Origin of the sequence: Pseudoalteromonas sp. 19-MNA-CIBAN-0066 (assembly GCF_040308705.1) — a bacterium.
GTDB classification, from domain to species: Bacteria; Pseudomonadota; Gammaproteobacteria; order Enterobacterales; family Alteromonadaceae; genus Pseudoalteromonas; species Pseudoalteromonas nigrifaciens.
This window is the reverse complement of the sequence record NZ_JBEONZ010000231.1, coordinates 1-267: the sequence shown is the minus strand read 5'-3', so window position 1 is coordinate 267 and position 267 is coordinate 1. Positions and strand designations below refer to the sequence as shown.

Below are 267 nucleotides of genomic sequence, written 5' to 3'. Positions count from 1 at the left end.
TTTCTTTATGAGTAAAATCGAGTCTTTGACGGGCGATTTTCTGGTGAAGTTTGGCAATTTGATGCTTTAATTTTCGCTGGGTGCGAGTGCCTTTTTTCGCTAACGCGAGGTCACGTTGTAAAGAGGTTAATCGCTCTTTGCTGTTTCTGAGGTAACGGGGGTTTTCGACTTGCTCAAAATTACCATCCTGATCGATAGTCGAAAAGTAATGAGAAACACCCCAATCCAAGCCAACAGCTTTAGTGCCACAGTTTCTCTCAATGGTGT

Annotated in this window: 1 protein-coding gene; it reads right to left on the bottom strand. The window is 43.1% G+C overall.

The annotated features are described in order from the left end of the window. A partial coding sequence (locus tag AAEZ18_RS18945) for a transposase (RefSeq protein WP_352255959.1) occupies nt 1-267 on the bottom strand: 267 nt, incomplete at both ends.